Raw genomic sequence first — 26,679 nt, forward strand, 5'->3', positions numbered from 1 at the left:
TCTTTGTTACAGTGAATGTCGATTGCTCTGCCGCGCTTTCGCCGCTGGGGCAAAGCCGGTAACGTCGGCGCGTTTTCCCTTGCTTCGGAGCACCTTATGCCCGCCCCTGTTCTGTCAGGCCCGCAATACCTGCGCGAAGGCCTCACATTGGTCCTGAGCCCTGGCCTGCGCCTGTTCGTGTTGTTGCCGCTGGCGATCAACCTGGTGCTGTTCGTCGGATTGATCTATCTGGCCGGCCACCAGTTCAGCCTGTGGGTCGACACACTGATGCCGTCGTTGCCTGAATGGCTGAGTTTCCTCAGCTATATCCTCTGGCCGCTGTTCGTGGTCCTCGTGGCCTTGATGGTGTTTTTCACCTTCACCATGCTCGCCAACATCATTGCCGCACCGTTCAACGGCTTCCTCGCGGAAAAAGTCGAAGTGGTGGTGCGCGGCACCGATGATTTCCCGGCGTTCAGCTGGGGCGAACTGATCGCGATGATCCCGCGCACCCTCGCCCGGGAAATGCGCAAGCTCGGCTACTTCTTGCCGCGCGCCATCGGCCTGTTCATCCTCTCCTTCATCCCGGTGGTGAATATTGTCGCCGCGCCGTTATGGCTGCTGTTCGGTGTGTGGATGATGGCCATCCAGTACATCGACTACCCGGCGGACAACCACAAGCTGGGCTGGAACGAGATGCTCGCCTGGCTGCGGCAGAAACGCTGGCAGAGTATGAGCTTTGGCGGGATCGTCTATCTGGTGCTGCTGATTCCGGTGGTCAACATTCTGATGATGCCGGCGGCGGTGGCCGGGGCTACGCTGTTCTGGGTGCGTGAGCGCGGTGCCGAGAATCTGGTGATTCAACACTGACCGCGTCACAAATCCATCATCCGAACGTCACAACGTCGACATGGCCTCAGCCGACACTGAGGTCATGACGACAGCTCTGCATATCACCCTTATCAGCGAAACCTTCCCACCGGAAATCAACGGCGTGGCCAATACCCTTGGCCGCTTGTGCGAGGGTCTGCGCGCACGTGGGCATCAGGTGGAGCTGGTGCGTCCGCGCCAGGCCGGCGATCCGCAACGCAGCACAGACGATGCACTGTTGCTGTGTCGCGGATGGCCGTTGCCGGGCTATCCGGGGCTGCAGTGGGGCCAATCGTCGATGCATAAGCTGCTGCGGCGCTGGAAACGCCAACGTCCGGATGTGCTGTACATCGCCACGGAAGGGCCGCTCGGGTTGTCGGCACTGCGTGCGGCACGGCGCCTGGGGATTGCGGTGGTGAGCGGTTTTCACACCAACTTCCAGCAATACACCAGCCAGTACGGCCTCGGCCTGCTGACGCGGATGCTGACCCATTACCTGCGCTGGTTTCACAATCGTTCGGCAATGACCTTGGTGCCGAGTATCAGTCAGCGGCTGGAGCTGGAGCGGCGGCATTTCGAGCGGTTGGCGTTGTTGTCGCGGGGGGTGGACAGCCAGTTGTTTCATCCGAGTAAACGTCAGAGCGCGTTGCGTGAGCAATGGGGGCTCTCTGATACGGATATCGCGGTTATCCACGTAGGAAGGCTCGCCCCGGAGAAGAATCTGGGGCTGCTCAAACGCTGCTTTGAAACCCTGTCTGCGACTTATCCACAGCGCCATCTGAAGCTGATCGTGGTCGGAGATGGCCCGCAGCGTTCGGCGCTGGAAAAAGAGATGCCGGAGGCGATTTTCTGCGGAGCACAGCGCGGGGAAGCGCTGGCAGCGCACTACGCCTCAGGGGATCTGTTCGTATTTCCCAGCCTCACCGAGACCTTCGGCAATGTGGTGCTGGAAGCCCTGGCTTCGGGACTCGGCGTTGTTGCCTATGATCAGGCAGCGGCGGCGCAGCATATTCGCCACGGCTACAACGGCGTGTCAGCCATGCCCGGCGATGAGCAGGCGTTTTGCGAAGCGGCGGCATGGTTGCTGGAGGAGGATGAGCGGTTGCGCTGCGTCAGGCTGAATGCGCGGCAGCATGGCAGTCGCCAGGGCTGGGGGGCAATTATCGAGCAGTTCGAGGGGTATTTGCGTGGGGCTTGTGTGGGGGAGCTGGTGGTGACTGGGGCTCAGGCACAACCTTAGATTTTCGGCGACATAGAAACAGCTTTCGCGAGCAGGCTCGCTCCCACATGGGTACTGCATTCTTTCAGATGGAATGCGGTCGAAGGTGGGAGCGAGCCTGCTCGCGAATGGTTCGAACTGGCGCCGCTTAGACCAAGGTCATCAACGCCTCACGACTGAACGGCAGAATGTCCTGCTCACGCCCGTCACGGACTTTCTGCGCCCAGTCCGGATCGACCAGCAGCGCGCGGCCCACTGCTACCAGGTCGAACTCTTCTTTGTTCAGACGCTCCAGCAGGTTTTCCAGGCTGGCCGGTTGCGCGACCTTGTCGGTGTTGACCATGAACTGCAGGAACTCGCCGTCCAGGCCGACGCTGCCCACGGTGATGGTCGGTTTGCCAGTCAGCTTGCGGGTCCAGCCAGCAAGGTTCAGATCCGAACCGTCGAACTCCGGCTCCCAGAAGCGTCGGGTCGAGCAGTGGAAAATGTCCACGCCAGCGTCGGACAGCGGCTTGAGAAACTCGCCCAGCGCTTCGGGGGTTTGTACCAGACGCGCGGTGTAATCCTGCTGCTTCCATTGCGAGAAGCGGAAGATGATTGGAAAGCCTTCACCGACCGCCGCGCGCACCGCTTGAATCAATTCGATGGCAAAACGCGAACGGTTGGCCAGGCTGCCACCGTATTCGTCGGTGCGCTGGTTGCTGCCTTCCCAGAAGAACTGGTCGATCAGATAGCCGTGGGCGCCATGAATTTCCACACCGTCCATGCCGATGCTTTGCGCATCTGTGGCAGCCTGGGCAAACGCAGCGATCACGTCCTGGATGTCCTGCTTGGTCATGCCGTGCACCACGACCTGGCCGTCCTTGAGTTTCTCCGACGGACCGTAACCCGGCACGCTGGCGTCCGGCTCGGTGCCGAGGCGACGTACGCTGCCGACATGCCACAATTGCGGGACGATCTTGCCGCCCTCGGCGTGCACGGCGTCGACCACTTTTTTCCAGCCGGCCAGCGGTGCATCACCGAAGAATTGCGGGACGTTCGGATAGCCGTTGGACGCGATGTGGCCGACCGTGGTGCCTTCGGTGATGATCAAGCCAACCCCGGCGGCCGCACGACGACGGTAGTATTCGATGACCTTGGAATTCGGCACGCCGCCCGGCGAGAACGAGCGGGTCATTGGCGCCATGACCACGCGGGTCGGCAGTTCGAGGGCACCGAGGTGGAACGGTTTGAACAGGGCTTGAACAGGCATCGAGAGGCTCCACGAAAACGTTGGCGACAGGCATGAATCGATATGACGGCGATAATATCCGCCACGTCCTTCGCGTGACAGCACTATTGATCTGAATGATTAAGGGTCAAAAGGCAGGCAAAAAAAATCGCAGCTCAATGCTGCGATTTTCTGATTCAGGCTAAGGCTTTTTCGATCGCGGCAATCACTGTCGGATCATCCGGCGCGGTGCGCGGCGAGAACCGCGCCAGCACCCGGCCATCCTTGCCGAGCAGAAACTTCTCGAAATTCCAGGTGATGTCACCGGGAAACTCGGCGCCCTCGCCCGCCAGCAGGCGATACAACTGATGCCGCTCGTGGCCGTTGACTTCGAGCTTGCTCGACAACGGAAAGGTCACGCCATAGTTGAGGCTGCAGAACTCCTGGATTTCTTTCTCCGAGCCTGGCTCCTGACCGGCAAACTGGTTGCACGGCAGGCCCAGCACAGCAAAGCCTTTATCTTTGTATTGCTGGTAGAGGTTTTCCAGTGCCGCGTACTGAGGGGTCAAGCCGCATTTGGAGGCCACGTTGACCACCAGCACGACTTGGCCCTTGAACGGCGCCAGCGGTAGCTCCTGACCATCCAGGGCTGTCAACTTAAGGTCGTGAAAAGCACTCATGCCGAACTCCAGGATTCTCGTGTTCTACTCGAAACAGCCACTTGGCGAGGCCACCAAGGACAGCCGCGGACTAAAAAGGCGCCCACAGGCGCCTCTCCAGTACTCGAAGCTTAGCGCAGAAAATCAGTGGTGATGGCCACCTTCGCCATGGACGTGACCATGAGCGATTTCTTCCTGGCTGGCGTCGCGGATATCAACGATCTTCACTTCGAAGTTCAGGCGCTGACCGGCCAGAGGGTGGTTGCCATCAACGGTGACGTCGTCGCCGTCCAGATCACGGATGGTGACGATCTGCATCTGGCCGTCCGGCGCCGAAGCGTGGAACTGCATGCCGACTTCCAGCTCGTCAACGCCTTCGAACATGCTGCGGCTCAGGGTGCTGACCAGTTCAGCGGCGTATTCACCGTAAGCATCTTCCGGCTCAACGGCTACTTTCAGCTCGTCGCCGACAGCTTTGCCTTCAAGGGCTTTTTCCAGGCCCGGGATGATGTTGCCTGCGCCTTGCAGGTAAACCAGCGGAGCGCCGCCGGCGGAGCTGTCGATGACCTCACCAGCGTCGTTGGTCAGGGTATAGTCGATGGAGACAGCCTTATTGGCGGCGATCAGCATGGGGCGAGACCTTTTGCATAAGAATATAGAAAGGCCAAGTTTAGCGAAGCAATCGCGTGAAAGCGACCACAACCCGGACAAACGGGTTTCGACCATCACCGGCTTTCATCAGGACGAAGACGGCCATTGGGTGGTCGAGCTTTCCTGTGGCCACACCCAGCACCTGCGCCACCAGCCGCCGTGGCAAACCCGCGCCTGGGTCCTCGATCCGGCGCAACGTATTGAAAAAACAGGTCAACCCTTTGCCTGCGGTTGGTGTGCACAAGGCTCGGTTAGCGCTAACCTTGGCGACTGAATTTCGGTAGTCGGCCAGACATAGGCTGACACCCTTGCATAGAGAATTCCCATGCAAACTTTTTTTATCGCCCCCACCGATTTTGGCGTGGGTCTGACCTCCATCAGCCTCGGGCTGGTGCGCACGCTTGAACGCGCCGGCCTTAAAGTCGGCTTCTTCAAACCGATCGCCCAGCCGCACCCGGGCGACACCGGCCCTGAACGTTCCACCGAACTGGTGGCGCGCACCCATGGCCTGAAACCGCCGCAACCGTTGGGGCTGGCGCACGTCGAACGCATGCTCGGCGACGGTCAGCTCGACGAACTGCTCGAAGAAATCATCGCCCTGTATCAGCAGGCGGCGGTCGGCAAAGACGTGCTGGTGGTCGAAGGCATGGTGCCGACCCGCAGCGCCAGTTACGCCGCGCGGGTCAATCTGCATCTGGCCAAGAGCCTGGATGCCGAGGTGATTCTGGTCTCGGCGCCGGAAAACGAAGTGCTCGCCGAGCTTTCTGGCCGTGTCGAGCTTCAAGCGCAATTGTTCGGCGGCCCGAAAGATCCGAAGGTCCTCGGGGTGATCCTCAACAAGGTCAAGACCGACGAAAGCATGGACGCCTTCGCCACGCGTCTGAAGGAACATTCGCCGTTGCTGCGCAGCGGTGATTTCCGCTTGCTTGGCTGCATCCCGTTTCAGCCGGAACTCAATGCGCCGCGCACCCGCGACGTCGCCGACCTGATGGGCGCGCAAGTGCTCAACGCCGGCGACTACGAAACCCGGCGCATGAGCAAAATCATCATTTGCGCACGGACCATGCGCAACACCGTCGAGCTGCTCAAGCCCGGCGTGCTGGTGGTGACGCCGGGCGATCGCGACGACATCATCCTCGCCGTCAGCCTCGCGGCGATCAACGGTGTGCCGCTGGCCGGCCTGCTGCTGACCAGCGACACCCTGCCCGACCCGCGCATCATGGACCTGTGCCGTGGCGCCTTGCAGGCCGGTTTGCCGGTGTTGTCGGTGAGCACCGGCTCGTACGACACCGCCAATCTGCTCAATGGCCTGAACAAGGAAATCCCGATCGATGACCGCGAGCGCGCGGAGATCATCACCGATTTCGTCGCCAGCCACCTCGACGCGAACTGGCTGCATCAGCGCTGCGGCACGCCTCGGGAAATGCGCCTGTCGCCGGCGGTGTTCCGCTATCAATTGATCCAGCGCGCGCAAGCGGCGAACAAGCGCATCGTGTTGCCCGAAGGCAGCGAGCCGTTCACCGTGCAAGCAGCGGCGATCTGTCAGGAGCGCGGGATCGCCCGCTGCGTATTGCTGGCCAAACCCGAAGACGTCGAAGCGGTTGCCCGCGCCCAAGGCATCGTGCTGCCGCCGGGTCTGGAAATTCTCGACCCGGACCACATCCGCGAGCGTTACGTCGAGCCGATGGTCGCCCTGCGCAAGAGCAAAAGCCTCAACGCACCGATGGCCGAGCAACAACTGGAAGACACCGTGGTGATCGGCACCATGATGCTTGCGCTGGATGAGGTCGACGGCTTGGTTTCGGGTGTGATCAACACCACCGCCAATACCATCCGCCCGGCCTTGCAATTGATCAAGACCGCACCGGGCTGCACGCTGGTGTCGTCAGTGTTCTTCATGCTCTTTCCGGAAGAAGTGCTGGTCTACGGCGACTGCGTGATGAACCCGCACCCGAGCGCTGCCGAACTGGCCGAGATCGCCCTGCAAAGCGCCGACTCGGCGGCCGCTTTTGGTATCACGCCACGAGTGGCAATGATCAGCTATTCCAGCGGCGAATCGGCCCGCGGTGAAGAAGTCGAGAAAGTCCGCGAGGCAACCCTGCTCGCCCATGAGCAACAAAACTCGCTGTTGATCGACGGCCCTTTGCAATACGACGCCGCCGCCAACGCCGACGTCGCGCGGCAACTGGCGCCGAACAGTCAGGTCGCCGGGCGCGCCACGGTGTTTGTGTTCCCCGATCTGAACACCGGCAACACCACGCACAAAGCCGTGCAGCGCAGCGCCGATTGCGTCAGCCTCGGGCCGATGCTGCAAGGCCTGCGCAAACCGGTGAACGACCTGCCGCGCGGCGCGCAAGTCGATGACATCGTCTACACCATCGCGCTCACCGCGATTCAAGCCGCCAACCGACCTATGGATGTGTAAATGCTGGATTTTCTACCCGCCCCCGTGCGCGGCGTGATCGCCTCGCTGCTGTTGGCGCTCAACACGATTCTGCTGTGCTCGTTCCTGTTCTGCGTGGCGTTGGTCAAGGCCCTGCCGTTTGCCTTTACCCAGCGCATCGCCGGTTGGCTGATGAGCCACACCCACGAGGCGTGGATCAGCAACAACAAAGGCTGGATGAATCTGGTACGGCGCACCCGCTGGCACCTCAGCGGCCTGCAGGGCCTCGACTATCAGCACTCGTACCTGATCACCAGCAACCACCAGAGCTGGGTGGATATTCTGGTGCTGCAATACGTGCTCAACCGCAAGATCCAACCGCTGAAGTTCTTCCTCAAGCAGGAGCTGATCTGGGTGCCGGTGATTGGCCTGGCCTGGTGGGCGCTGGGCTTTCCGTTCATGAAGCGCTACTCCAAGGCGTACCTGGAAAAACACCCGGAAAAGAAAGGCAAGGACCTGGAAACCACGCGCAAGACCTGCGCGAAATTCCGCCATAACCCGGTGGGGATTTTCAACTTCGTCGAAGGCACACGCTTCACCGAAGGCAAGCATGCGCAACAGCAGTCACCGTTCAAGTACCTGCTCAAGCCCAAGGCCGGCGGGATCGCCTTTGTGCTGGATGCGATGGGCGAACAGCTGGAGTCGATCGTCAACGTGACGATTCATTATCCAGCGGGGCGTCCAGGGTTCTGGGATTTGCTCTGCGGCAATGTGCGCGATGTGGTGGTGCATTTTGAAGAAATCAAAATCCCGCCGGCCTTCATCGGCAAGAACTACGATCAGGACGGCGAGTACCGCTTGCAGTTTCAGGGCTGGATCAACCAGCTGTGGCTGGACAAGGATGCGTTGCTGGAGCAGATGCACCGCGAATATCCAGGTCACCGATAACCCCCTGTGGGAGCGAGCCTGCTCGCGAAAGCGGTGGATCAGCTTGCAAAGATGTTGAATGAGACAAAGCTTTCGCGAGCAGGCTCGCTCCCACAGTTGATCGTTCCCACGCTCCGCGTGGGAATGCAGCCCGGGACGCTCCGCGTCCCTGACGAAGCGGACGCGGAGCGTCCAATGAGGCATTCCTTTGCTGCGCGTGGGAACGATCAGCCGGCACAAAAAAAGCCCGCCGATGATCACTCATCGGCGGGCTTTTTCTTGCCGCTTGCAGCTAGAAGCTTGTCGCTGCTTCTACCTTAGATCGCACCACGCTGACGCAGCAGCTCCAGCACTTGCTTGACGCTTTCTTCCAGGCTCAGCGACTGCGTGTCGATCACCAGATCTGCATTGAGCGGCACGTCGTACGGGAAGGATTCGCCCGGGATGTTGTCGCCGCCAGCGGCGTACAGACCTTGCGGATCACGTTCGGCGCACACGGTTGGCGAGGCCTGCACATAGACCGTCAGCAAGCGATCCTTGCCGATCAGTTCCTTGGCCTGCTCGCGACCTTCGGCACTCGGCGCGACGAACGCGGCCAATGTCAGCAGCCCCGCTTCGTTGAACTGGCGCGCCACGTGCGCGGCACGACGCCAGTTCTCGGTACGCCCGGCGCGATCCTGTGGCAGACCTTTGTTCAAGTCATGACGCAGGTTCTGGCCATCCAGTACAAACACCGCGCGGCCCATGTCGAACAGCTTGCGCTCGACCGCATACGCCAGGGTGCTTTTGCCCGCGCCGGACAGGCCGCTGAACAGCACGGTGGCCGGTTGCTGGCCGAAGCGCTGGGCACGCTCTTCAGTCGCCACGTGGGCCAATTTGCCGTGGTGGGTTGCAGTGCCATGCGCTAAAGGCTGAGCGACGATCATACCGGCGCCAACGGTGCCGTTGGTCAGGCGATCGATGACGATGAATGCGCCGGTGGTGCGGTTGCTTTCGTAACCGTCGAGGGCGATCGGCGCGTCGAGCGCGATCTTCACCTTGCCGATTTCGTTGAGCTGCAACGCGCTCGCCGGGCCTTCTTCCAAGGTGTTTACGTCGACCTTGTTGACGATGCTGGCGATCGAGCCCGGCACGTAACTGGTGGCGCGTTTGATGTCGTATTTCTTGCCCGGCAGCATCGGCTCTTCAGCCATCCACACCAGCATCGCTTCGAAGCTGTCGGTGACCGGCGGCACGTTGTCGGCATGCACCAACAGGTCGCCACGGGAGATATCGATTTCGTCTTCCATGGTCAGCGTTACCGCCTGACCGGGACCGGCGTGTTCCAGTTCACCTTCGAAAGTGACGATGGACTTCACGCGGCTGCTCTTGCCCGACGGCAGCACCACGACTTCGTCGCCCTTGTGCACAATGCCGCTGGCCAGGGTGCCGGCGAAACCACGGAAGTTCAGGTTCGGACGGTTGACGTATTGCACCGGGAAACGCAGATCGGTGAAGTTGCGATCGCCCGCCACTTCCACAGTCTCGAGGATTTCCATCAGCGACTGGCCGGTGTACCACGGTGAGCGCTCGGACTTGTTCACCACGTTGTCGCCCTTGAGGGCGGACATCGGCACGAAGTGCATGCTGGTCGGCTTCATCTTCAAGCCTTCGGCGAACTTCAGGTAGTCAGCCTTGATCGACTCGAACACGCCTTCGTCGAAGTCCTTCAGGTCCATCTTGTTGATGGCGACGACGATGTGTTTGATACCCAGCAACGAAGCAATGAAGCTGTGGCGACGGGTCTGGGTCTGCACGCCGTAACGAGCGTCGACCAGAATGATCGCCAGGTCACAGGTGGACGCACCGGTGGCCATGTTGCGGGTGTACTGCTCATGGCCGGGGGTGTCGGCGATGATGAATTTGCGCTTGGCGGTGGAGAAATAGCGGTAGGCGACATCAATGGTGATGCCCTGCTCACGCTCGGCCTGCAGACCGTCGACCAGCAACGCCAGGTCGATGTCGTCACCGGTGGTGCCGACTTTCTTCGAATCGCGGGTAATCGCTTCGAGGTGATCTTCGTAGATCATCTTCGAGTCGTGCAGCAGGCGCCCGATCAGGGTGCTCTTGCCGTCATCGACATTACCGCAGGTCAAAAAGCGCAGCAGCTCTTTACGTTCGTGCTGGCCCAGGTAGGCGAGGATATCCTCGCTGATCAAATCAGAAGCATGGCTCATTGCATTCAAGCTCCAAGCTGTAAGCTTCAAGCGGCAAGCTTGTCGGCGTACAGCTAGTCAGAAATTTTGTTGATCAACCCAACCAGCATCCTAGAAAGCTCTCGGGTCTCCATAATCCAATTTTCAGCCAGTGGTTCTGCGATGTAAGCGATATCTCGGCCTATCAGGATCTGGGTGCGCAGCTCTCCACAAGAAGCTTTCGCAATCCAAAGAAAATGAACCTTTTCTTTGCAACTCCGACGCTCCATGCCTTCAGCGATATTGGAAGGCACTGAAAGTGCAGAACGGGTGATCTGATCCTTGAATCCAAAATCCCCGCACCGCGCAAACTCTTTGAAAATCCTCACCGCCAGACATTTGCTTCGCTGCCATACAACCAGTCTCTAGAAATCCATTACGAGTCATCCGATTCCGGCCCGCAGCAACCGGCTGCAAGCGCCAAACTGCAAAGCTATTCATACCGCCTTTAACTTGCAGCTTGCCGCTTGTAACTCGAAGCTTAAAAGTAACCTTGACGTTTTTTGTCTTCCATGGAGCCTGCGCCATCGTGGTCGATGACCCGGCCCTGGCGCTCGGAAGTTCGCGTCAGGAGCATTTCCTGAATGATGTCCGTCAGGCTTTCGGCCTCGGACTCCACCGCGCCCGTCAACGGGTAGCAGCCAAGGGTGCGGAACCGCACTTTCTTTTTCACGATGCGCGCTTTGTCTTCATCGGACAGGTGCTCGAGGATGCGCTCGTCGTCGATCATGATCAGCGTGCCGTTCTTCTCGATCACTTCGCGTTCGGCGGCAAAGTACAGCGGCACAATCGGGATGCCTTCGAGATAGATGTACTGCCAGATGTCCAGCTCGGTCCAGTTCGACAACGGGAACACACGGATGGATTCGCCCTTGTTGACCTTGCCGTTGTAGACGTTCCAGAGCTCTGGACGCTGGTTTTTCGGGTCCCAGCGGTGCTTGCTGTCGCGGAACGAGTACACGCGCTCTTTGGCGCGGGACTTCTCTTCATCGCGACGGGCGCCGCCGAACGCTGCGTCGAAACCATGCTTGTCGAGTGCCTGTTTCAGGCCTTCGGTTTTCATGATGTCGGTGTGCTTGGCGCTGCCGTGGGTGAACGGGTTGATGTTCTGCGCCACGCCATCGGGGTTGATGTGGGTGATCAGGTCCAGGCCCAAGTCTTCGACCATCTTGTCGCGGAACTTGTACATTTCCTGGAATTTCCAGCGGGTGTCGACGTGCATCACCGGAAACGGCAGTTTGCCCGGGAAGAACGCCTTGCGTGCCAGGTGCAGCATCACGGCGGAGTCTTTACCGATGGAGTACAGCATCACCGGGTTATCGAACTCGGCGGCCACCTCGCGGATGATGTGGATGCTTTCCGCCTCCAGCTGTTTCAGATGCGTCAGTTTGTCGACCATGGCTACTCACGAAAGCTTTCTTATGAACGGCCAGCGGGCCGTGTTCGAGCGAGGAATCCTAGCACAGCGACCTCTTCTAATCAGGACGCCAACTAGATCGAAAGGGTATATGAATATGCCCACCAGTTCGGCCGTCAGGGCCGAACGTGGGAGCGAGCCTGCTCGCGAAAGCGGAGTGTCAGGCACCTTTGTATTGAAGGTCTGACGACTTCGCGAGCAGGCTCGCTCCCACAGGGGTTTGCGGTGAGTTCAGATCGGGTTCGGGATGTCGATGAAGATGTGCTCAAGGGCAAAACGCTTCGCCAGATACTCACCCAGCGCCTGTACGCCATAGCGCTCGGTGGCGTGGTGGCCGGCGGCGATGAAGCTGATGTCGTTTTCCCGCGCACTGTGGAAAGTCTGCTCGGAGGCCTCGCCGCTGATGAAAAGGTCGACCCCCGCCGCCACGCCCTGATCGATATAGCCCTGGCCGCCGCCGGTGCACCAACCGACGCGGCGGATCATGCCGCTGCCTTCGATCAGCAGCGGCTCGCGGCCCATGGTTTCCTGAACCTTGCGCGCGAAATCTCGCGCAGTCATTGGCTCATTCAGTGAACCGACCAGCCCGACGACCTTCGGATTGCTCGGGTCGAGCGGCCCTTCGACAGTGATGTCGAGCTGACGCGCCAGTTGCACGTTGTTGCCGACGTCCGGGTGCAGATCCAGCGGCAGGTGATAGGCGAGCAGACTGATGTCGTGCTTGAGCAGGGTTTTCAAGCGGCGCTGTTTCATACCCGTGACGCAAGGATTTTCGCCTTTCCAGAAATAACCGTGGTGGACCAGGATCAGGTCGGCCTCGGCTTCGATGGCGGCATCGAGCAACGCCTGGCTGGCGGTGACGCCACTGACGATGCGCATCACCTGCGGGCGGCCTTCGACCTGTAATCCGTTGGGGCAATAATCGGCAATTTTCGCACTGCCCAGGTAACGGTCGGCTTCTTCGACGAGGGTGCTGAGGGCAACGGCCATGAAAGACTCCTAAATATCCCGTTCAGAGGCGCGCGCGGCCTCGTATAATGCGCGACATTATGGGCGGTCTGACCTCGCCTGCAACCTTTCCAGGAACGTGCTTAATGCTCAAGGCGCTGCGTTTTTTTGGCTGGCCGCTGTTGGCCGGTGTGCTTATCGCTCTGTTGATTATTCAGCGTTACCCCGAGTGGGTCGGGCTGCCGAGCCTCGACGTCAATCTGCAACAGGCGCCACAGACAACGATCGTGCAACAGGGGCCGGTGTCCTATGCGGACGCGGTGGGCATCGCCGCACCGTCGGTGGTCAACCTGTACACCACCAAGGTCATCAACAAACCGGCGCATCCTCTGTTCGAGGATCCGCAGTTCCGCCGCTTCTTCGGTGATAACTCGCCGAAACAGAAGCGCATGGAATCGAGCCTGGGTTCCGGGGTGATCATGAGCCCGGAAGGCTACATCCTTACCAACAACCACGTCACCAGCGGCGCCGACCAGATTGTCGTGGCGCTGAAGGATGGTCGCGAAACACTCGCGCGGGTGATCGGCAGCGATCCGGAAACCGACCTTGCTGTCCTTAAAATCGATCTGAAAAACCTGCCGGCAATCACCGTCGGCCGCTCCGACAGCATTCGCATCGGTGACGTCGCGCTGGCCATCGGCAACCCGTTCGGCGTCGGCCAGACCGTGACCATGGGCATCATCAGCGCCACCGGCCGTAATCAGTTGGGCCTGAACAACTACGAAGACTTCATCCAGACCGATGCGGCGATCAACCCGGGCAACTCCGGCGGTGCGCTGGTCGATGCCAACGGCAACCTCACCGGTATCAACACGGCGATCTTTTCCAAATCCGGCGGCTCGCAAGGCATCGGTTTTGCCATCCCGGTGAAACTGGCGATGGAAGTGATGAAGTCGATCATCGAGCACGGCCAGGTGATTCGTGGCTGGCTGGGCATCGAAGTACAACCGCTGACTCAGGAACTGGCGGAGTCGTTTGGCTTGTCCGGGCGCCCGGGGATTGTCGTCGCCGGAATCTTCCGTGACGGCCCGGCGCAGAAAGCCGGCCTGCAACTGGGCGATGTGATTCTGAGCATCGATGGCGAGCCGGCCGGCGATGGTCGCCGCTCGATGAACCAGGTGGCGCGGATCAAACCGACCGACAAGGTGACGATCCAGGTCATGCGCAACGGCAAAGAGCTGAAGCTGACGGCTGAAATCGGCCTGCGTCCACCACCGGCACCGGTGAAAGAAAAAGAAGAGTAAAAATGTTTTCGCGCCAGTGGCGCGAATAACAGACATTCTCAACAGGCATGTTATATTGTTTCAATTCTACCAATTGGAACAACATAACATGTCGTCTCGCAAAAAGGCCTCGCTGTTGGGCCTGACTCTGGGTTTGCTCTGCGATCCCGCCTTCGCCGATGAGCCGCAGCCCGTTGAGCTGGAAGCCATCAGCGTCACTTCCGACTACGAATCACCCACCGGCCCGGTCAGCGGTTATCGCGCGACTCGCTCGGCCAGTGCGACCAAAACCGACACGGCGATTCGCGATATCCCACAAGCCATCAGCGTCGTTCCGGCCAGTGTGCTCTCGGATTTGGGCAGCACCAGCGTTGAACGCGCGCTGGATTTTGCCGGCGGCGTGTCGAAGCAGAACAACTTCGGCGGCCTGACCCTGTACGAATACAGCGTGCGCGGCTTTACCACCTCGGAGTTCTACAAGGACGGCTTCAGCGCCAATCGCGGTTACCCGAGCACGCCGGATGCAGCGAACATCGAGCGCATCGAAGTGCTCAAAGGCCCGGCCGCCAGCCTTTACGGCCGGGGAGATCCGGGCGGCACGGTGAACATCGTCACCAAGAAGCCGCAGCCCGAAGCGTTCACCACTGTGCAAACCAGCGCCGGCAGTTGGGACCGCTATCGCACCGCGCTGGACGTCAACACGCCCCTCGATGATCAGGGCAATGTGCTCACGCGCATCAACTTCGCCGTAGAAGACAACAAAAGCTTTCGCGACCACGTCGACAGCCAGCGGGTCTTCGTCGCGCCTTCGATCAGTTGGCAGTTGAACCCGGACACCTCACTGCTGGTGGAAAGCGAAATCGTCCGTCACAACTCGACGTTCGATCGTGGCGTCGTGGCGCCGAACAACAAATGGAGCGGCGTATCGCGCTCGACGTTCTTGGGCGAACCCAACGACGGCAACATCGATAACCACAACAACCTGCTCCAGGCCACTCTTGAACACCATCTGAACGACAGCTGGAAGCTGCGCCTGGCCAGTCACTACAAGGAAGGCAAGCTCTGGGGCGACGCTTCCGAAGCACGACCGCTGAACGCCGACGGCCACACGGTCAACCGCCGCTTGCGCGAACGCGACACGAGTTGGCACGACAGCATCACCCAACTGGAACTGCGCGGTCTGTTCAACCTCGGGCCGTGGCAGCACGAATTGCTGATCGGCACCGAGTACGAGAATTACCGCAAGGACGAACGCGTCACCACCATTGCTGGCGGCCCCTACGCCATCGACATCTATAAGCCGGTCTACGGCCAGCCGAAACCCAATGGCGTACGTTCGGGCACCGACTTCTTCGAACACGTCGAAAGTCATGCACTGAACCTGCAGGACCAGATCATCTTCACCGACAAGCTGCGCGGCATGGTGGGCGCGCGCTTCGAGCATTTCGATCAGCGTATCGACGATCACAGCCGCAACGCCAAAAGCCAGCAGCGCCACGACGCACTGACTCAACGCGCCGGCCTGCTCTATCAGCTCACGCCTAATACCGGCCTGTTCGCCAACGCCTCGACCTCGTTCAAACCGAACAACGGCCTGGATGGTTCCGGCAAATCCTTCGATCCGGAAGAAGGCGTCGGTTACGAAGTGGGGATCAAGAACGAGCTGTTTGATGAGCGCGTGAGCAGCACCCTCGCCTTGTTCCACATCGACAAGGAAAACGTTCTCGCCCTCGATCCGGGCACCGACACCAGCCGCGCCATGGGCAAGGCACGCAGTCAGGGTTTCGATTGGCAAGTGAGCGGCCAGGTGACCGACGCGATACGGGTCATCGGCGCCTTCGCCTACATCGACGCCGAGGTGACCAAGGGTGACGCGACCATTCCCACCGGCAGCCGCATCCTCGGCGTGGCCAAACGCAGCGGCAGTCTGCTGGGTGTGTATGAATTTCAGGATGGCCGACTGCGCGGTTCAGACGTCGGTGCAGCGTTCACCTACGTCGGCGATCGTTCGGGCGAGTCCGGCAGCGACTTCGAATTGCCGGCCTACCACACCGTGGATTTGCTCGCACATTACAAGGCCAGCGACAACGTCACGGTCGGTCTGAACCTGAACAATATCTTCGACGAAAAATACTACGAGCGCTCCTACAGCAACTACTGGGTCAATCCCGGCGAACCACGCAATTTCACCGTCAGCCTGACACTCAACCTGTAAAAGGACGTCACCATGCACTACGGCAAATCCCTTCTGCTCCTCGCTGCGCTGTTCACCGGTCAGGTGTCGGCGCACGGCCTGTGGACAGAGGAGCGACGCGGCAACATCGAAGTGGTCTACGGTCACGGCGCTGAAGACAACGCCTTCAAGGCACAAAAAATCAGCGGTGCCTGGGCTTATGACGCAAGCGGCAAAATGATCCCGGTCAGCGTCGAGCGCCTGGCCGATCATGCCCGTTTGAAACCATTGAAGCCGCCGGCGGTGCTGGCCGTGGCGCTGAACAACGGCATGTGGTCGCAGACGGCGGACAAGAAGTGGATCAACGAAGGACGCAGCAAAGTGCCCGGCGCTACCGAGGCCACGCAGACGTTCAAGTACAGCCTGGCGATCTATCAGCCAGGGGCGAAGTTGCCGAAACTGGACCAGATCAAACTGCTGATCCTGCCGGAGGTTGATCCGCTGACGGTCGGGCCGGGTAAATCGTTACCGGTGCGGGTGCTGCTCGATGGCAAACCAGCGGCAGGTGTGAAGTTGTATGGCGACTATCGCAGCGCACCAAACACCCTGAGCACCGAGACCGACAAGGATGGGCGTGCGCAGGTGCTGGTGCGTAATGAAGGGTTGAATGTGATTGCGGCGCAGGTCGAGGTGCCGGTGAGGGACAGCGCGGATGTGAACAGTCGTGGGTTGTTCAGTTCGCTGACATTCCTTGGCGAGCCGCATCACGAGTGAGCAAGGGTCGTTTTCAAAATCCATGTTCGATCTGAATACCATCCCCCTCACCCCAGCCCTCTCCCCCAAGGGGGCGAGGGGGAAAGGGAGCCGATCTGTTTGCTTTTCAACACTGGAATTCGACTCGGTTTCTCACGTCGGTGCAACTCTAAAGTGCGCCTCGGTCAGTCCCCTCTCCCTCTGGGAGAGGGCTAGGGTGAGGGGCTTTTGCTTTTAGAGGTCGCTCAGCCCGTCAATCAACGCCTGATTCTGCTCAGGCGTCCCCACCGATATCCGCAAGAACTGCGCAATCCGCTCCTGCTTGAAGTGCCGCACGATCACGCCCTGCTCGCGCAGCTTGGCCGCCAGGCCCGCCGCATCATGCTGCGGGTGGCGAGCGAAGATGAAGTTGGCCGCCGACGGCAGCACTTCAAAGCCTTTAGCCTGCAACTGCGCCACCACCCACTCGCGACTTTCGATCACCTGACGACAGGTCTTGTCGAAATACTCGCGATCGGCAAACGCCGCCGCCGCGCCGACAATCGCCAGACGATCGAGTGGATAGGAGTTGAAGCTGTTCTTGATCCGCTCCAGCGCTTCGATCAGGTCCGGATGCCCTACTGCCAGACCGACACGCAGGCCGGCCAGCGAGCGTGACTTGGACAGCGTCTGCGTCACCAGCAGATTCGGATAGCGGTCCACCAGACTGATCGCCGTCTCGCCGCCGAAGTCAATGTACGCCTCATCCACGACTACGACCGAATCAGGACTGGCCTTGAGGATTTGCTCGACCGCGTCCAGAGCCAGCAGGCATCCGGTCGGCGCGTTCGGGTTGGGGAAAATGATCCCGCCATTCGGTTTGGCGTAGTCGGCCGGGTTGATCTGGAACTGCGCATCCAATGGAACAGCGTCGAATTCAATCCCGTACAGACCGCAGTAGACCGGATAGAAGCTGTAGCTGATGTCCGGGAACAGCAGCGGCTGATCATGTTGCAGCAGACCGTGGAAGATGTGCGCAAGCACTTCGTCCGAACCGTTGCCGAGGAACACCTGACTGGTTTGCACGCCGTAATATTCGGCCACGGCGTTTTTCAGCAGATCACTGTTCGGGTCCGGATACAGGCGCAGGTTGTCGTTGAGCTCGGCTTGCATCGCCGCCAGCGCTTTTGGCGACGGGCCATACGGATTTTCGTTGGTATTGAGCTTGACCATCTTGGTCAGCTTCGGCTGTTCGCCCGGCACGTAGGGCACCAGATCCTTGACGAACGGGCTCCAGAATTTACTCATCGCTCAGTTCCCCTGCCCTTTCAGAAAGTCTTGGTCTTTGATGCGGTATTCGGCGCTGCGTGCGTGGGCGCTCAGTGATTCGCCACGGGCCAGTACCGATGCAGTTTTGCCCAACTCGGAAGCGCCGGCCTCGGAGCAGAAGATGATCGACGAGCGCTTCTGGAAGTCGTACACACCCAGCGGCGAGGAGAAGCGCGCGGTGCCGGAAGTCGGCAACACGTGGTTCGGGCCGGCGCAGTAATCGCCCAACGCTTCGGAAGTGTGGCGGCCCATGAAGATCGCACCGGCGTGGCGGATCTGCGGCAGCCAGGCTTGTGGATCAGCGACCGACAATTCCAAGTGTTCCGGGGCGATGCGGTTGGCGACTTCGATGGCTTGAGCCATGTCGCTCACCTGAATCAGCGCACCACGGCCATTGATCGAAGTTTCGATGATGGTCGCGCGGTCCATGGTCGGCAGCAGTTTGTCGATGCTCGCGGCGACCTTGTCGAGGAACTCGGCGTCCGGGCTGACCAGAATCGCTTGCGCGTCTTCGTCGTGCTCGGCCTGGGAGAACAGATCCATGGCAATCCAGTCCGGATCGGTCTGGCCGTCGCAGACCACGAGAATTTCCGAAGGGCCGGCGATCATGTCGATGCCGACCTGACCGAACACATGACGCTTGGCCGTGGCCACATAGATATTGCCCGGGCCGACAACCTTGTCGACACGCGGCACGCTTTCGGTGCCGTACGCCAGCGCGGCAACCGCTTGCGCACCGCCGATGGTGAATACACGGTCGACGCCGGCGATGCAGGCAGCGGCCAGCACCAGCTCGTTGATTTCACCGCGCGGGGTTGGCACGACCATGACCACTTCGGTCACGCCGGCCACCTTGGCCGGAATCGCGTTCATCAATACCGACGACGGATACGAGGCCTTGCCGCCCGGCACGTAGAGGCCTGCGCGATCCAGCGGCGTGACTTTCTGGCCGAGCACCGTGCCGTCAGCCTCGGTGTAGCTCCAAGAATCCTGCTTCTGTTTTTCGTGATAGCTGCGCACGCGGGCGGCGGCTTTTTCCAAGGCCTCGCGTTGCGGCACAGTGATGCGGGTCAGGGCCAGCTCCAGGCGCTCGCGCGGCAGGATCAGGTCGGCCATCGAGGCGACTTCGAGGCCGTCGAACTTCTGGGTGAACTCGACCAGCGCCGCGTCACCGCGCTCGCGCACAGCCTTGATGATGTCCAGCACGCGCTGATTGACCGAGTCGTCAGACACACTTTCCCAGCTCAGCAGATGATCCAGATGATGCGCGAAATCCGGGTCAGCAGCGTTGAGTCGGCGAATTGCAGTCGGTGCGGTCATAGCGAGAGCCTCATAGGAATTGGCAAAAAACTCAGGCGCCCGAAACTAGCATTCGATCCGCTTGGGCACCTGAGAATTCTGGCTATGAGGCGGATAGACGGCGCGGCCCCGGGCCGCGCTGGTAGATCAGCCGCGGTGTCGCGATTCCACTGCGTTGCGCAGGGTGTCGATCAGCGCCTGGATTCGGGCGTGCTGCATTTTCATCGAAGCCTTGTTGACCACCAGACGCGAGCTGATCGTGGCGATCAGTTCCTGGGGTTCCAGGCCGTTGGCGCGCAGGGTGTTACCGGTGTCGACCACGTCGATGATCTTGTCGGCCAGCCCGATCAGCGGCGCCAGTTCCATCGAGCCGTACAGCTTGATGATGTCGACCTGACGGCCCTGCTCGGCGTAATAACGCTTGGCAACGTTGACGAACTTGGTCGCCACGCGCAGACGGCCCTTGGGCTCGGCCGCGCCGATCTTGCCGGCGGTCATCAGCTTGCACTGGGCGATCTGCAGGTCCAGCGGCTCGTACAGGCCCTGGCCGCTGTATTCCATCAGCACGTCCTTACCGGCGACGCCGAGGTCGGCCGCGCCATGCTCGACATAGGTCGGCACGTCGGTGGCACGCACGATCAGCAGACGCACGTCGTCCTGGGTCGTGGGAATGATCAGCTTGCGGCTCTTGTCCGGATTCTCGGTCGGCACGATGCCCGCTTCAGCGAGAAGCGGCAGGGTGTCGTCAAGGATGCGGCCCTTGGACAGTGCGATGGTCAACATGGGAAACGTCAGTCCTTATCAAGGTACTCATGCCCGGTCGCAATCGGCGCCGGACACACATCGAGGGTGCGTACACCCTCGACTCGAAACGAATTCAGTGGACACGTCCGTGTGTCCCGATGCAGCGATCAGCCCGGAACGCGACGGATCTTGGCACCCAGCATCTGCAGTTTTTCTTCGATGCACTCGTAACCACGGTCTATGTGGTAGATGCGGTCGATCAGCGTGTCGCCTTCGGCAACCAGCGCCGAGATCACCAGGCTGGCCGATGCGCGCAGGTCGGTGGCCATGACTGGCGCGCCCTTGAGCTTCTCGATACCGGTGACGATCGCGGTGTTGCCTTCAACCTGGATGTGCGCGCCCATGCGGTGCAGCTCGTACACGTGCATGAAACGGTTTTCGAAGATCGTCTCGATCACCGCACCAGTGCCTTCGGCAATGGCGTTGAGCGAGATGAACTGGGCCTGCATGTCGGTCGGGAACGCCGGGTACGGCGCGGTGCGCACGTTGACCGCTTTCGGGCGCTTGCCGTGCATGTTCAGCTCGATCCAGTCTTCACCGCAGGTGATTTCCGCACCGGCTTCACGCAGCTTTTCCAGCACCGCTTCGAGGATGGTCGGATCGGTGTCCTTGACCTTGACGCGGCCACCGGTCACGGCAGCAGCGACCAGGTAGGTGCCGGTTTCGATACGGTCAGGCATGACCTTGTAGAAAGCCGAACCCAGACGCTCGACGCCATCAATGGTGATGGTGTCGGTGCCAGCACCGGAAACCTTGGCGCCCATGGCATTGAGGAAGTTCGCCAGGTCGACAACTTCAGGCTCGCGCGCGGCGTTCTGCAACACGCTGCGGCCCTTGGCCAGTGCAGCCGCCATCATGATGTTCTCGGTACCGGTCACGCTGACGGTGTCGAAGAAGAAGTGCGCGCCGCGCAGGCCGCCTTCAGGCGCCTTGGCCTTGATGTAGCCGCCTTCGACGTCGATGACCGCGCCCATGGCTTCCAGACCGCGGATGTGCAGGTCGACCGGACGCGAACCGATGGCGCAACCGCCAGGCAGGGCGACTTCGGCTTCACCGAAACGCGCGACCATCGGGCCCAGAACCAGGATCGACGCACGCATGGTTTTCACCAGTTCGTACGGCGCGATCAGGGTCTTGATGGTGCGCGGGTCGATTTCGACGCTGAGCTTCTCGTCGATCACAGGCTCAATGCCCATGCGCCCGAACAGCTCGATCATGGTGGTGATGTCGTGCAGGTGCGGCAGGTTGCCAACGGTGACCGGGCCATCGCACAGCAAGGTCGCGGCCAGAATCGGCAAGGCGGAGTTTTTCGCGCCGGAAATGCGGATCTCGCCATCAAGACGAGCGCCACCGGTAATAATCAATTTATCCATTAGTATCTCGACGCCCTAGGGCTCAGGTGCGCTCGGCCCAGGCCGCGCTGCTGAAAAATTTCATAGTAACCGCGTGGATGCTGCCATCGGCGATCCATGGGTTCAAATGGGCATAGATGCTTTGCTGACGCTTCACCGGGCTCAACGCCGCCAGTTCATCGCTGATCACGTTCAGCTGGAAGTTGCAGCCTTCGCCTTCAACTTCTACCAGCGTTCCTGGCAGCTTTCCTTCAAGGAAGCTCTTCACTTCTACGGCCTGCATGCTCAACCTCAATCGGCGCCCTGTGCGCACGGGTCGGACATCATACAAAAAAGCCCCGCGCCTGCGAACCCCGCAACGCAGGACTCTGACGGGGGGCTTCTTTATAGATGATGGTTCAGGGTTGCGCTAACAACTCGGTCAATTCACTGACCTGAGCGATTTCGCGCATGTCTTCGGGCATCGCGCGAATGCTGACGGCCTTGCCGGCCGCCTGCGCATCACGCATGAAGCACAGCAGCAACGACAGGCCGACGCTGCTGGACTTCTGCACCGCCGAACAATCGATGACCAGCGCCGATGCCTTGCTCGACTTGATCAGCGCCTGCCCTTCCTTGCGCAGGTCGGGCCCGGTGCGGTAATCCAGCACGCCACTGAGCACCAGCTCGTCGACATCACTCATGCGAACTGCCGCCTCACTCATTGCACTGGCTTCGCGGCGGCTTGGTCGGTTTCCTGCTTGGCCTTGGCGACTTCACCGGCCCAACCATCGATGGTCTTGTCCAGATCGTTGCCATTGCGCTGCATGGCGTCGGCGAACTGGTCACGGAACAGCTTGCCAATGTTGATGCCATTGATGATGACGTTGCGCAGTTTCCACTCGCCGCTGATCTTCTCAAGGGTGTATTGCACCGGATAGATCGCGCCGTTGCTGCCCTTGACGGTCATGTTGACACTGGTGCGCTCGCCCGATTCATCTTTGGCCGGGTCAACCGTGATGCCCTGGTTGTTGTACTCCAGCAAAGCGTTGCCGTAGAACTGGAACAGACCGCGCTTGAAGTTTTCCTGAAAGCGCTGCATCTGCTCAGGCGTGGCCTTGCGCGAATACTTCACGGTCATGATGCTTTTGGAGATGCCCTCGGCATCCACCACCGGACCGACAATGTTGTTCAGCGCCGCATAGAAATCCTGCGGATCCTGCTTGTACTTCTCTTTGTTCGCCTGCAAATCGGCAAGCATCCGGTTCGTGGTGTCCTGAATCAGGTCATGAGCCGATTGCCCCGGTGCAGCGTTAGCCATCAACGGCAGGGCCGCGAGCAACACCAACAGGCCACGTCGCAAGATAGAGATCATTCAAAAGCTCCTCATTTGGCGTCTTTGCTAACGGTATTGAGCAGGAATTTACCGATCAGGTCTTCCAGTACCAGTGACGACTGCGTGTCGTGGATGGTTCCACCGTCTTTCAACTGGGTGTCTTCGCCGCCGACGCTGATACCGATGTATTTCTCGCCCAGCAGACCCGCGGTGAGGATAGACGCTGTGGAATCGACCGGCAGGTTGTCGACCTTTTTATCCACTTGCAGCGTGACCCGGCCGGTGAAGCTGTCGCGATCCAGATCGATAGCGGTGACCTTGCCGATGGTCACGCCGGCCATGGTCACTTTGGCTCTGACCGTCAGACCGGCGATATTGTCGAAATACGCATACAACTTGTAAGTGTCGGTGGACGAAGTCGGAGACAGGCCGCTGACGCGCAAGGCGAGCAGCAGCAAAGCCAGGATCCCTGCCAGCAGGAACAGGCCGACACCGATTTCCAGGGTGCGGTTTTGCATCAGAAATCTCCAAACATCAAAGCGGTCAGAATAAAGTCCAGACCGAGCACTGCCAGCGAGGCAAACACCACGGTCTTGGTGGTGGCACGACTGATCCCCTCGGAAGTGGGTTCACAGTCATAGCCTTGGAATACGGCAATCCAGGTAACGACAAAGGCGAAGACGACACTCTTGATCACGCCATTGAGCACATCACTGGTGAAGGTCACGCTGTTCTGCATGTTCGCCCAGTACGAGCCTTCGTAGACGCCCAGCCAGTCGACCGCGACCCACGAACCGCCCCAGATGCCGACGACGCTGAAGATCATCGCCAGCACCGGCAGCGAAATGAAGCCGGCCCACAGGCGCGGGGCAATGATGTACTTGAGCGGATCGACACCGATCATTTCCAGGCTGGACAACTGCTCGGTGGATTTCATGTTGCCGATCTCGGCGGTCAGCGCCGAACCGGCGCGCCCGGCAAACAGCAACGCGGTGACCACCGGCCCCAGTTCACGCAGCAGCGTCAGGGCGACCATCTGCCCCACCGCCTGCTCTGAACCATAGCTGGAAAGAATGCTGAAGCCCTGCAACGCCAGGACCATGCCGATGAAAATGCCGGAGACCACGATGATCACCAGCGACATGACGCCGACCGAATGCAGCTGCTTGACCAGCAGGCCAAAACCACCGCTGATACCGCCACGGCCCAGCAGGGCGTGAAACAGGAACAGGGTCGCCCGACCAAACACCGCGACCGCGTCGATCGCCGATTCGCCGAACCGACGCACGCGTTCCATCAATGAAATTCTGCGCATCAACGCTTCCCCAGAAGATCTGCGCGGTAATCCGTCGCTGGAAAGTGATACGGCACCGGGCCATCGGGATCACCGGTCATGAACTGGCGGATACGCGGTTCATCCGAATTCATCAGCTCATCCGGTGTGCCTTGGCCCAGCACCTGACCATCGCCCACGACATAGATGTAGTCGGCAATGCTCGCGGTTTCCGCCAGGTCGTGCGAGACCACGATGCTGGTGATGCCCAGGGCATCGTTGAGCAGGCGGATCAGGCGCACCAACACGCCCATGGCGATCGGGTCCTGGCCCACGAAGGGCTCGTCGTACATGAGAATCTGCGGATCGAGGGCAATCGCCCGGGCCAGCGCCACGCGGCGCTTCATGCCGCCGGACAGTTCGTCCGGCATCAACTCGATGGCGCCACGCAGCCCCACCGCCTGCAATTTCAGCAGGACGATGTCGCGAATCATGTCTTCCGGCAGCTGGGTGTGCACCCGCAGCGGAAAGGCCACGTTCTCGAACACATCGAGGTCGGTAAACAGCGCACCGCTCTGAAACAGCACGCCCATGTGCTTGCGTGCATCGAACAGATCGCTGCGCGACAGCGTCGGCAGGTTCTGCCCGTTGACCCAGACTTCGCCGCCGGACGGCCGCAACTGCGCGCCCATCAGGCGCAGCAGCGTGGTCTTGCCGCAGCCGGAAGGCCCCATGATGCCGGTGACCTTGCCGCGCGGGATGCGGATATCGACGTTATTGAAAATGCTCCGCGCACCGCGCTTGAAGGAGACTCCCTTCAGCTCGACCGCGTAGGCGTTATCGGCACTCATCTAAACTCCTTGCGATGCAGCCTCTCACTGGGATGCCAGACTTTCCTCGGAAACACCTGCATCCCGGGCAGGCCGAACTGGCGGCGAACTATATCACTGCAAAGGCTGAGCGCCCAAGCGAGAACCCGGCCAAGATCGCCGACTGAAGAGGGCCCGAGCGAGTTTCAGAGGGTTTTGGTAACCAGTAATGACAAAGCACGTCGAACTTGCGTGAGGCTTTGCCACATAACCGCTATAATCGCCGCCTTTTCATCGGCCCATACGATTCTGACATGAGCAAAACCCGCGACCTGATTCAATCGGCACAACGCACCATCCGCCTCGAAGTGGAAGCCGTCCAAGGCTTGATGGCCCATATCGACGCCGATTTCGTACGCGCCTGCGAGATGATTCTGGCCAGCAAGGGCCGCGTGGTCGTAGTCGGCATGGGCAAATCCGGGCACGTCGGCAACAAGATCGCCGCCACCCTGGCCAGCACTGGTACTCCAGCGTTTTTCGTGCATCCGGCCGAAGCCAGCCACGGCGACATGGGCATGATCACCCGCGACGATGTGATTCTGGCCCTGTCGAACTCCGGCTCGACCAACGAAATCGTAACGCTGCTGCCATTGATCAAACGCCTGGGCATCCAGCTGATCAGCGTCACCGGCAACCCGCAGTCGCCACTGGCCAAGGCTGCCGAGGTCAATCTCAATGTGCATGTCGAGCACGAAGCCTGTCCGTTGAATCTGGCGCCGACCTCTTCTACTACTGCAGCGCTGGTCATGGGCGATGCCCTCGCCGTGGCCTTGCTGGAAGCGCGTGGTTTCACCGCTGAAGATTTTGCCTTCTCGCATCCCGGCGGCGCCCTTGGCCGTCGCCTGCTGCTGAAAGTCGAAAACGTCATGCACGCCGGGCAGGAGCTGCCGCAGGTACAACGCGGCACCCTGCTCAAGGACGCGCTGATGGAAATGACCCGCAAGGGTCTGGGCATGACCGCTATTATTGAAGCCGATGGCAAGCTCGCCGGGATCTTCACCGACGGTGATTTGCGCCGCACCCTGGATCGCGCCATCGACATCCGCAGCGCCACCATCGACCAGGTGATGACTGCACACGGCAAGACCGCCCGGCCCGACATGCTCGCCGCCGAAGCCCTGAAAATCATGGAAGACCATCGAATCAACGCCCTGGTAGTCGTCGACGAGGAGGATCGCCCGATCGGCGCCTTCAACCTCTCCGATCTGCTGCGCGCAGGAGTCATGTAATGAGCAACGATCTGCTGCAACGCGGCAAAGCAATCAAACTGGCTGTGTTCGACGTCGACGGTGTGCTCACCGACGGCCGCCTGTACTTTCTCGAAGACGGCAGCGAGTTCAAGACCTTCAACACCCTCGACGGCCAGGGCATCAAGATGCTGATGAATGCCGGCGTGCAAACGGCGATCATCAGTGGCCGCAAGACCCCGGTGGTCGAGCGCCGCGCGAAGAACCTCGGCATCCCGCATCTGTTTCAGGGGCGCGAGGACAAACTGGTGGTACTCGACGGTCTGCTCGCGCAACTGGGCCTAAGCTATGAAGAAGTCGCCTATCTGGGTGACGATCTGCCAGACTTGCCGGTGATCCGCCGTGTAGGGCTGGGCATGGCGGTAGCCAACGCTGCCGATTTCGTCCGCGAACATGCCCATGGCGTTACCCGCGCCCGTGGCGGCGAAGGTGCTGCCCGTGAATTCTGCGAATTGATCCTGCGCGCCCAGGGCCGCCTCGAAGCGGCCAACGCCGCGTACCTGTGA

At 60.4% G+C, this 26,679-nt stretch carries 27 protein-coding genes; 10 read left to right on the forward strand and 17 right to left on the reverse strand.

Annotated features, from left to right (window positions below; all coding sequences use genetic code 11):
• The first annotated feature begins 96 nt into the window (after window positions 1-96).
• Window positions 97-849 carry a sulfate transporter CysZ gene (cysZ, locus tag KVG85_RS15950; protein ID WP_217864336.1) on the forward strand — a complete coding sequence of 251 codons (753 nt, stop codon included), beginning with the start codon at window positions 97-99 and terminating at the stop codon, window positions 847-849.
• Between the two features lie 40 nt (window positions 850-889).
• Complete coding sequence (locus tag KVG85_RS15955) at window positions 890-2,089, forward strand: glycosyltransferase family 4 protein (protein ID WP_217864337.1); 1,200 nt, start codon at window positions 890-892, stop codon at window positions 2,087-2,089.
• Window positions 2,090-2,216: 127 nt separating this feature from the next.
• Here the strand turns inward: KVG85_RS15955 and KVG85_RS15960 are convergent, their stop codons facing one another.
• The 3 genes from KVG85_RS15960 to KVG85_RS15970 form a co-directional block, all read right to left on the reverse strand.
• Entirely contained in the window at window positions 2,217-3,320 is a 1,104-nt protein-coding gene (locus tag KVG85_RS15960; RefSeq protein ID WP_217864338.1) for an NADH:flavin oxidoreductase, read from the reverse strand.
• Window positions 3,321-3,475: 155 nt separating this feature from the next.
• Window positions 3,476-3,958 (reverse strand): glutathione peroxidase, encoded by a 483-nt coding sequence (locus tag KVG85_RS15965; protein WP_016771660.1) that lies wholly within the window; start codon window positions 3,956-3,958, stop codon window positions 3,476-3,478.
• Between the two features lie 123 nt (window positions 3,959-4,081).
• Window positions 4,082-4,567, reverse strand: a complete 486-nt coding sequence (locus tag KVG85_RS15970) for an FKBP-type peptidyl-prolyl cis-trans isomerase (RefSeq protein WP_016771661.1) — start codon at window positions 4,565-4,567, stop codon at window positions 4,082-4,084.
• On the opposite strand from KVG85_RS15970, the gene KVG85_RS15975 reads away from it, so the two are divergent.
• Genes KVG85_RS15975 through yihG form a run of 3 tightly spaced genes read left to right on the forward strand, consistent with a single transcriptional unit; the run spans window position 4,536 to window position 7,919 of the window.
• Window positions 4,536-4,862 carry a DUF3565 domain-containing protein gene (locus KVG85_RS15975; protein WP_073473919.1) on the forward strand — a complete coding sequence of 109 codons (327 nt, stop codon included), beginning with the start codon at window positions 4,536-4,538 and terminating at the stop codon, window positions 4,860-4,862. The genes KVG85_RS15970 and KVG85_RS15975 overlap by 32 nt on opposite strands.
• A 51-nt stretch (window positions 4,863-4,913) precedes the next feature.
• On the forward strand, window positions 4,914-7,013 hold the full coding sequence (pta, locus tag KVG85_RS15980; RefSeq protein WP_024011632.1) for a phosphate acetyltransferase: 2,100 nt from the start codon (window positions 4,914-4,916) through the stop codon (window positions 7,011-7,013).
• A complete protein-coding gene (yihG, locus tag KVG85_RS15985; RefSeq protein WP_039759338.1) occupies window positions 7,014-7,919 on the forward strand; it encodes a 1-acylglycerol-3-phosphate O-acyltransferase, YihG family in 906 nt (301 codons plus the stop codon).
• 296 nt (window positions 7,920-8,215) lie between these two features.
• Here yihG and cysN read toward each other — a convergent pair whose 3' ends face one another.
• The 4 genes from cysN to KVG85_RS16005 all read right to left on the reverse strand — a co-directional run bounded on the left by cysN (window position 8,216) and on the right by KVG85_RS16005 (window position 12,539).
• A complete protein-coding gene (cysN, locus tag KVG85_RS15990) occupies window positions 8,216-10,114 on the reverse strand; it encodes a sulfate adenylyltransferase subunit CysN (RefSeq protein ID WP_217864339.1) in 1,899 nt (632 codons plus the stop codon).
• A gap of 53 nt (window positions 10,115-10,167) precedes the next feature.
• A complete protein-coding gene (locus KVG85_RS15995) occupies window positions 10,168-10,494 on the reverse strand; it encodes a four helix bundle protein (protein ID WP_225926842.1) in 327 nt (108 codons plus the stop codon).
• Between the two features lie 119 nt (window positions 10,495-10,613).
• Window positions 10,614-11,531, reverse strand: coding sequence for a sulfate adenylyltransferase subunit CysD (gene cysD / locus KVG85_RS16000; RefSeq protein ID WP_016771664.1), 918 nt, complete (start codon window positions 11,529-11,531; stop codon window positions 10,614-10,616).
• Window positions 11,532-11,780: 249 nt separating this feature from the next.
• Window positions 11,781-12,539 carry a Nif3-like dinuclear metal center hexameric protein gene (locus KVG85_RS16005; RefSeq protein WP_217864340.1) on the reverse strand — a complete coding sequence of 253 codons (759 nt, stop codon included), beginning with the start codon at window positions 12,537-12,539 and terminating at the stop codon, window positions 11,781-11,783.
• Window positions 12,540-12,643: 104 nt separating this feature from the next.
• Between KVG85_RS16005 and algW the strand changes: the two genes are divergently transcribed.
• From algW to KVG85_RS16020, 3 genes are all read left to right on the forward strand, one after another.
• The gene (gene algW / locus KVG85_RS16010; RefSeq protein WP_016770590.1) at window positions 12,644-13,801 is read left to right on the forward strand and encodes a Do family serine endopeptidase AlgW; all 1,158 of its coding nucleotides are present in this window, start codon (window positions 12,644-12,646) and stop codon (window positions 13,799-13,801) included.
• Window positions 13,802-13,889: 88 nt separating this feature from the next.
• Window positions 13,890-15,995, forward strand: a complete 2,106-nt coding sequence (locus tag KVG85_RS16015; RefSeq protein WP_217864341.1) for a TonB-dependent siderophore receptor — start codon at window positions 13,890-13,892, stop codon at window positions 15,993-15,995.
• Between the two features lie 12 nt (window positions 15,996-16,007).
• Window positions 16,008-16,727: a DUF4198 domain-containing protein gene (locus tag KVG85_RS16020; protein ID WP_217864342.1), complete on the forward strand. Its 720-nt coding sequence runs from the start codon at window positions 16,008-16,010 to the stop codon at window positions 16,725-16,727.
• A 213-nt stretch (window positions 16,728-16,940) separates the two neighbouring features.
• Here KVG85_RS16020 and hisC read toward each other — a convergent pair whose 3' ends face one another.
• The 10 genes from hisC to KVG85_RS16070 all read right to left on the reverse strand — a co-directional run bounded on the left by hisC (window position 16,941) and on the right by KVG85_RS16070 (window position 24,908).
• Window positions 16,941-17,993, reverse strand: a complete 1,053-nt coding sequence (hisC, locus tag KVG85_RS16025) for a histidinol-phosphate transaminase (protein WP_217864343.1) — start codon at window positions 17,991-17,993, stop codon at window positions 16,941-16,943.
• 3 nt (window positions 17,994-17,996) lie between these two features.
• Window positions 17,997-19,334 (reverse strand): histidinol dehydrogenase, encoded by a 1,338-nt coding sequence (hisD, locus tag KVG85_RS16030; RefSeq protein WP_056782950.1) that lies wholly within the window; start codon window positions 19,332-19,334, stop codon window positions 17,997-17,999.
• A 126-nt stretch (window positions 19,335-19,460) separates the two neighbouring features.
• The gene (gene hisG, locus KVG85_RS16035) at window positions 19,461-20,096 is read right to left on the reverse strand and encodes an ATP phosphoribosyltransferase (RefSeq protein WP_016771668.1); all 636 of its coding nucleotides are present in this window, start codon (window positions 20,094-20,096) and stop codon (window positions 19,461-19,463) included.
• Window positions 20,097-20,224: 128 nt separating this feature from the next.
• Entirely contained in the window at window positions 20,225-21,490 is a 1,266-nt protein-coding gene (gene murA / locus KVG85_RS16040) for a UDP-N-acetylglucosamine 1-carboxyvinyltransferase (RefSeq protein ID WP_016771669.1), read from the reverse strand.
• Window positions 21,491-21,512: 22 nt separating this feature from the next.
• Entirely contained in the window at window positions 21,513-21,752 is a 240-nt protein-coding gene (locus KVG85_RS16045; RefSeq protein WP_039769303.1) for a BolA family protein, read from the reverse strand.
• 115 nt (window positions 21,753-21,867) lie between these two features.
• Window positions 21,868-22,173, reverse strand: a complete 306-nt coding sequence (locus KVG85_RS16050) for an STAS domain-containing protein (protein ID WP_051600381.1) — start codon at window positions 22,171-22,173, stop codon at window positions 21,868-21,870.
• Window positions 22,170-22,823, reverse strand: a complete 654-nt coding sequence (locus KVG85_RS16055; protein ID WP_217864344.1) for an MlaC/ttg2D family ABC transporter substrate-binding protein — start codon at window positions 22,821-22,823, stop codon at window positions 22,170-22,172. Before KVG85_RS16055 ends, KVG85_RS16050 begins: the two co-directional genes overlap by 4 nt.
• Window positions 22,824-22,834: 11 nt before the next feature.
• Window positions 22,835-23,302 (reverse strand): outer membrane lipid asymmetry maintenance protein MlaD, encoded by a 468-nt coding sequence (gene mlaD, locus KVG85_RS16060; protein WP_016771673.1) that lies wholly within the window; start codon window positions 23,300-23,302, stop codon window positions 22,835-22,837.
• Window positions 23,302-24,099, reverse strand: a complete 798-nt coding sequence (mlaE, locus tag KVG85_RS16065) for a lipid asymmetry maintenance ABC transporter permease subunit MlaE (RefSeq protein WP_042608753.1) — start codon at window positions 24,097-24,099, stop codon at window positions 23,302-23,304. Before mlaE ends, mlaD begins: the two co-directional genes overlap by 1 nt.
• On the reverse strand, window positions 24,099-24,908 hold the full coding sequence (locus KVG85_RS16070) for an ATP-binding cassette domain-containing protein (RefSeq protein WP_122508228.1): 810 nt from the start codon (window positions 24,906-24,908) through the stop codon (window positions 24,099-24,101). The genes mlaE and KVG85_RS16070 overlap by 1 nt, the downstream gene beginning before the upstream one ends.
• A gap of 272 nt (window positions 24,909-25,180) precedes the next feature.
• Here KVG85_RS16070 and KVG85_RS16075 point away from each other — a divergent pair, with 272 nt between their 5' ends.
• The gene (locus KVG85_RS16075) at window positions 25,181-26,155 is read left to right on the forward strand and encodes a KpsF/GutQ family sugar-phosphate isomerase (protein ID WP_041477981.1); all 975 of its coding nucleotides are present in this window, start codon (window positions 25,181-25,183) and stop codon (window positions 26,153-26,155) included.
• Window positions 26,155-26,679: a KdsC family phosphatase gene (locus tag KVG85_RS16080; RefSeq protein ID WP_016771677.1), complete on the forward strand. Its 525-nt coding sequence runs from the start codon at window positions 26,155-26,157 to the stop codon at window positions 26,677-26,679. The genes KVG85_RS16075 and KVG85_RS16080 overlap by 1 nt, the downstream gene beginning before the upstream one ends.

This window comes from Pseudomonas triticicola, assembly GCF_019145375.1.
Lineage (GTDB): Bacteria > Pseudomonadota > Gammaproteobacteria > Pseudomonadales > Pseudomonadaceae > Aquipseudomonas > Aquipseudomonas triticicola.

Bases quoted from the DNA above. Each gene is read 5' to 3' on its own strand.
- cysZ (WP_217864336.1), top strand. From the start codon at position 97: ATGCCCGCCCCTGTTCTGTCAGGCCCGCAATACCTGCGCGAAGGCCTC.
- KVG85_RS15955 (WP_217864337.1), top strand. From the start codon at position 890: ATGGCCTCAGCCGACACTGAGGTCATGACGACAGCTCTGCATATCACC.
- KVG85_RS15960 (WP_217864338.1), bottom strand. From the start codon at position 3,320: ATGCCTGTTCAAGCCCTGTTCAAACCGTTCCACCTCGGTGCCCTCGAA.
- KVG85_RS15965 (WP_016771660.1), bottom strand. From the start codon at position 3,958: ATGAGTGCTTTTCACGACCTTAAGTTGACAGCCCTGGATGGTCAGGAG.
- KVG85_RS15975 (WP_073473919.1), top strand. From the start codon at position 4,536: ATGGAGACAGCCTTATTGGCGGCGATCAGCATGGGGCGAGACCTTTTG.
- KVG85_RS15970 (WP_016771661.1), bottom strand. From the start codon at position 4,567: ATGCTGATCGCCGCCAATAAGGCTGTCTCCATCGACTATACCCTGACC.
- pta (WP_024011632.1), top strand. From the start codon at position 4,914: ATGCAAACTTTTTTTATCGCCCCCACCGATTTTGGCGTGGGTCTGACC.
- yihG (WP_039759338.1), top strand. From the start codon at position 7,014: ATGCTGGATTTTCTACCCGCCCCCGTGCGCGGCGTGATCGCCTCGCTG.
- cysN (WP_217864339.1), bottom strand. From the start codon at position 10,114: ATGAGCCATGCTTCTGATTTGATCAGCGAGGATATCCTCGCCTACCTG.
- cysD (WP_016771664.1), bottom strand. From the start codon at position 11,531: ATGGTCGACAAACTGACGCATCTGAAACAGCTGGAGGCGGAAAGCATC.
- KVG85_RS16005 (WP_217864340.1), bottom strand. From the start codon at position 12,539: ATGGCCGTTGCCCTCAGCACCCTCGTCGAAGAAGCCGACCGTTACCTG.
- algW (WP_016770590.1), top strand. From the start codon at position 12,644: ATGCTCAAGGCGCTGCGTTTTTTTGGCTGGCCGCTGTTGGCCGGTGTG.
- KVG85_RS16015 (WP_217864341.1), top strand. From the start codon at position 13,890: ATGTCGTCTCGCAAAAAGGCCTCGCTGTTGGGCCTGACTCTGGGTTTG.
- KVG85_RS16020 (WP_217864342.1), top strand. From the start codon at position 16,008: ATGCACTACGGCAAATCCCTTCTGCTCCTCGCTGCGCTGTTCACCGGT.
- hisC (WP_217864343.1), bottom strand. From the start codon at position 17,993: ATGAGTAAATTCTGGAGCCCGTTCGTCAAGGATCTGGTGCCCTACGTG.
- hisD (WP_056782950.1), bottom strand. From the start codon at position 19,334: ATGACCGCACCGACTGCAATTCGCCGACTCAACGCTGCTGACCCGGAT.
- hisG (WP_016771668.1), bottom strand. From the start codon at position 20,096: ATGTTGACCATCGCACTGTCCAAGGGCCGCATCCTTGACGACACCCTG.
- murA (WP_016771669.1), bottom strand. From the start codon at position 21,490: ATGGATAAATTGATTATTACCGGTGGCGCTCGTCTTGATGGCGAGATC.
- KVG85_RS16045 (WP_039769303.1), bottom strand. From the start codon at position 21,752: ATGCAGGCCGTAGAAGTGAAGAGCTTCCTTGAAGGAAAGCTGCCAGGA.
- KVG85_RS16050 (WP_051600381.1), bottom strand. From the start codon at position 22,173: ATGAGTGAGGCGGCAGTTCGCATGAGTGATGTCGACGAGCTGGTGCTC.
- KVG85_RS16055 (WP_217864344.1), bottom strand. From the start codon at position 22,823: ATGATCTCTATCTTGCGACGTGGCCTGTTGGTGTTGCTCGCGGCCCTG.
- mlaD (WP_016771673.1), bottom strand. From the start codon at position 23,302: ATGCAAAACCGCACCCTGGAAATCGGTGTCGGCCTGTTCCTGCTGGCA.
- mlaE (WP_042608753.1), bottom strand. From the start codon at position 24,099: ATGCGCAGAATTTCATTGATGGAACGCGTGCGTCGGTTCGGCGAATCG.
- KVG85_RS16070 (WP_122508228.1), bottom strand. From the start codon at position 24,908: ATGAGTGCCGATAACGCCTACGCGGTCGAGCTGAAGGGAGTCTCCTTC.
- KVG85_RS16075 (WP_041477981.1), top strand. From the start codon at position 25,181: ATGAGCAAAACCCGCGACCTGATTCAATCGGCACAACGCACCATCCGC.
- KVG85_RS16080 (WP_016771677.1), top strand. From the start codon at position 26,155: ATGAGCAACGATCTGCTGCAACGCGGCAAAGCAATCAAACTGGCTGTG.